The organism is Gordonia sp. ALPHA1B1 (assembly GCF_005502615.1).
Classification (GTDB): Bacteria; Actinomycetota; Actinomycetes; order Mycobacteriales; family Mycobacteriaceae; genus Gordonia; species Gordonia hongkongensis.
Genome location: NZ_SCOC01000092.1, coordinates 1 through 1,381, shown reverse-complemented (window position 1 = coordinate 1,381; position 1,381 = coordinate 1). Strand labels below are relative to the sequence as shown.

Annotated in this window: 1 protein-coding gene; it reads right to left on the bottom strand. The window is 59.2% G+C overall.

What is annotated here, in order from left to right; genetic code table 11:
- Window positions 1-35: 35 nt before the first annotated feature.
- On the bottom strand, window positions 36-1,381 hold a 1,346-nt coding region (locus FFS52_RS23520), incomplete at its 5' end, for an ISL3 family transposase (RefSeq protein WP_249356643.1).

Here is a 1,381-nt window from a genome sequence, read left to right as displayed (position 1 = left end):
GTGGATCTCCTGATCTGAAAGTGGGCGGTTTTCGGTCAGTTTCGATGTGGGAGTTCTGGGCATGCGCCGCCCCTGGTGAGGTTCGCCATCGCGATCAAAGCGTCGGGAGTGTGAAATCCGTACGACCGCTTTGTCAATGACCGCAGATGGCAGTTCGTTGCTTCGACTCGCGCATTGCTCATCTGACACTCGACCGCGTTAAAGATCTGGACCTCACGTTTACGGATACTCGGCGCCAGGGTGCGAATCTCTGGTATGTCACAAGCCTCCGCCTTCTTCAACCACCGCCGCAACGGCGCCCAACATGACAAGTAGGCACCTGAAAGTATGTGCCGTATCTCTTCTTTCATCTGATACGCACGGGCCAGCACACTGTTGGCATCGCTGACCACGATGGACTGCAACCGCTCCTGGTTCTCGGTGAGGCTGTCAGGATTCTTCAACAACGCCCACCTCAACCGGCCACGTTCCACCTTCGACAAGCCGGCTATCCGACTCATCACCCGAGACCGGCACCGGTCCAACGCCTGATTGACCCACTGCAGCACATGAAATGGGTCCATACACCAGTACGCCCCCGGCGCCTGCTCGGCGAGGACCGCACCGATGTACTCGGCGCCATCAGCACTGATATGGGTGATCCTGCGTGCGCGCACATCACCCAGTTCATCAAAGAACCGCTCGATCGTCTCCTTTTTGGCGCCCTCACCCGCCCATACCAACTGACCTGTGTCATGATTGACCACGACAACCAGGTACCGGCGGCCCTTGCGATAGGCGATCTCATCGATACCGATGCGCCGCAACCCGTTCAAGCGTTTAGTGAGTCCGACATGGTCGTCGACCACGCGCTCGACGATACGAGATACCGTCCGCCAGGAGACCCGCAGATAGGCACTGACCGCGGTCATCGGGGCGTGCGCGCACAGCCATGCGACGGTGTCGTCGAACGCCCTGGTCATCTTCGCTTCCGGACGTGCCCACGGAACCAACTCAGTCTTCACATCATGGCGAGGACACTGCACACGCTTGGCGGGCAACTCGAGGAAGCACCGCCAACCGCCCATGTCGAGATGTCGCCACCGTCGCGGCGCCGCAGGTTGATCGTAACCAGGGCAGCGCTTCTTACATTGCGGGCACCGTGATCGTGCGTTCTTGTGCAGTTCCAGCGACACGACCACCATCTGCCCGCGGTCATCCTCATCGAACCTGACACCCACAACACGGGCACGCTCGATTCCGAGCAACTTCTGCAGTACTCTGACAGTGCGCAACGCCCACTCCTTTGGTCTTGTTCTTCGCAAATCAAAACCTAAGCGAGACTGGGCGTTGCGTGCGTTAGGCTCGCGAAAAGGAACCCACTTCGACGTCAGAAGAGCCA